3 protein-coding genes and 1 tRNA gene are annotated in these 2,299 nt (G+C 50.1%); 3 read left to right on the top strand and 1 reads right to left on the bottom strand.

The features are described from left to right. A partial coding sequence (locus tag ACN4EK_RS32405) for a tetratricopeptide repeat protein (protein WP_431662565.1) occupies positions 1–473 on the top strand: 473 nt, incomplete at its 5' end. Positions 474–629: 156 nt separating this feature from the next. On the opposite strand, the gene ACN4EK_RS32400 is transcribed toward ACN4EK_RS32405, so the two are convergent. Next, a tRNA-His gene (locus ACN4EK_RS32400) sits at positions 630–702 on the bottom strand. A 115-nt stretch (positions 703–817) separates the two neighbouring features. Here ACN4EK_RS32400 and ACN4EK_RS32395 point away from each other — a divergent pair. Further along, the gene (locus ACN4EK_RS32395; RefSeq protein WP_431662564.1) at positions 818–1,246 is read left to right on the top strand and encodes a DUF4359 domain-containing protein; all 429 of its coding nucleotides are present in this window, start codon (positions 818–820) and stop codon (positions 1,244–1,246) included. Positions 1,247–1,428: 182 nt separating this feature from the next. After that, a complete protein-coding gene (gene ypfJ / locus ACN4EK_RS32390) occupies positions 1,429–2,286 on the top strand; it encodes a KPN_02809 family neutral zinc metallopeptidase (protein WP_431662563.1) in 858 nt (285 codons plus the stop codon). Positions 2,287–2,299 lie beyond the last annotated feature (13 nt).

Below are 2,299 nucleotides of genomic sequence, written 5' to 3'. Positions count from 1 at the left end.
GTCGAGAAGCCTTGAGTCGCTATGACGAGGCGCTGGGGCTTTATCGCGACGTGGGGGCTCGGCTGGGCGAAGCCAACACCTTAAGCGGACAGGGAAACGTCTGTCGAGCGCTGAAGCAACTTGATCAGGCGATTGCCTATCATCAACAGGCACTTAAGGTTCATCAAACGATTGGTGCTCGTGCTAGTGAAGCATTTACATTATGGGCATTAGGTAAAGACTATGATGCTTCAGAGCAGTACCTGGTTGCCATTGAGTTTTATCGTCAAAGTTTAGAGGTGTATCAGCAAATTGGCGATCGTTACAGTCAAGCTGTACTGTGGCGTGCGATCGGAGACGACAGAGTCCAACTTGACAAAATCCCTGAAGCTCGGATTGCTTATGAAGCGGCAAGCAGATTCTACTTAGAGATTGGCATGGAAGAGAATGCTCAAGATTGTCAAAAAGCATTAAAAGAACTGGATGCAGGCTAATTAGCCAACCTAAAACAATCACGACAGCACGATCACCCTACGGCATTTCATGCTCTCAATCATTAACGCTTCAGGATTGATAGAAATGTTTAAACAAACCTCGATCGCCAACGGCTATGATCAGGCATCGGCGATCGACTGTTATTTAGATAGAAGGGCGAACGATGGGACTCGAACCCACGAATGGAGGAACCACAATCCTCTGCCTTAACCACTTGGCTACGCTCGCCATCGGTTTATTAATGTAGCACACTCCTTGCCAAATGATCTAGCCTCTCGAAAATATCCGGTTAGAGTACAATCGCGAGTGGAGATCTTTGCACGCCTCCTGTAGGAACCCTGGGATGACTTGGAATTCAGATACGTCTTGGCACCATGCCCCGCGATCGGCGATCAACTACAAAAACGTGATCTTGACCGGGGGGATGGCATTGTTAGGTCTGGCAGGCATCATGGTTGCCACCAACCCCACCGACACACAGTATGAGCGGTTTGCGACCCAAGAATTATCGACCTATCTGGAAGAAAATATTTGTGGTGGCACCCCCTTACCCTTTGGCTTAGGCAGTCAATGTGCCTTCCTGCTGCGGTCTAACCAACCCCAAATTCAGCGAGTCATTGCTAAAAGCACCTACCAACAAAACTTTCTGTTTTTCAGCCTCTATACAACCACTCTATCCCTGGATGAGGCACTACCGATGTATCACATCGAAACCGTAGGCGTGTTACAAAATTTTCATACCTTCAAGATTCAAGAGAAATCTAAAGGGTAAGCCATTCTGTCTCTGTTCTGCATAACCTACCTTCAGGTTGGCTGCCTGCCCCCATGATTTCCTCTTGAGATAGAGGATTTATGCGATTGACCTGAACTACTGTCATGATCAAGTATTGCCATTGGCACAACACGCTGTAGCGCCGATCGCAGTCCTATTTGTCATGCACTAGAGTCAAGCCTATGCGTTGGGAATTTGGTCGTCGCAGTACAAATGTCGAAGATCGGCGGGGACGGGGGGTGTCGGGGCCGGTCGTGGGTGGTGGAATTGGGGCGGTAATTCTATCGCTGATTGTGGCGTTTCTCGGTGGCGATCCGAGTGTAATCTGGGATCAAAGCGATGCCCCAGTCGATCGTGCCCCCACCAGTTCAACCGGAACACCGCGATCGGCAGAACAGGATCAACTTGCCGACTTTGTTTCAGTCGTCCTGGCGGATACGGAGGACACCTGGAATGATATCTTCCGCCAATCCGGCAGCAACTATGTAGAACCCAAACTGGTGTTGTTCTCGGGCACCGTCGAGTCTGCCTGTGGCTATGCCCGATCGGCAATGGGGCCGTTCTATTGTCCGCGTGACCAGAGTGTTTATATTGATCTGGATTTTTATCAGGATTTGAAATATCGCTATCAAGCCCCCGGTGATTTTGCCCAAGCCTATGTGATTGCCCATGAGGTTGGACACCATGTGCAGAATCTTCTGGGCATCTCCGATCAGGTGCAATCGTTACAACGGCGGGTCGATCGCACCCAGGCAAATCAACTCTCAGTTCGGTTGGAATTGCAAGCCGATTGTTTTGCTGGAGTGTGGGCACATCACGCCCAGCGATCGCGGCAAATTTTGGAACAGGGGGACATTGAGGAAGCCTTAAATGCTGCCAGTAGCATCGGCGACGATCGGTTGCAGCAACGCTCTAAAGGCTATGTCGTGCCAGAGTCGTTTACCCATGGCAGTGCCGCCCAACGTGCCCAATGGTTTAAACAAGGCATTCAAACGGGCGATCCCGAACAATGCAATACCTTTGCGGCAAATAATCCTTAGTTCCGGATAGCCT

The sequence above is a fragment of the Pantanalinema rosaneae CENA516 genome (genome assembly GCF_050753385.1).
Lineage (GTDB): Bacteria > Cyanobacteriota > Cyanobacteriia > Leptolyngbyales > Leptolyngbyaceae > Pantanalinema > Pantanalinema rosaneae.
This window is presented reverse-complemented; position numbering and strand designations above follow the sequence as displayed.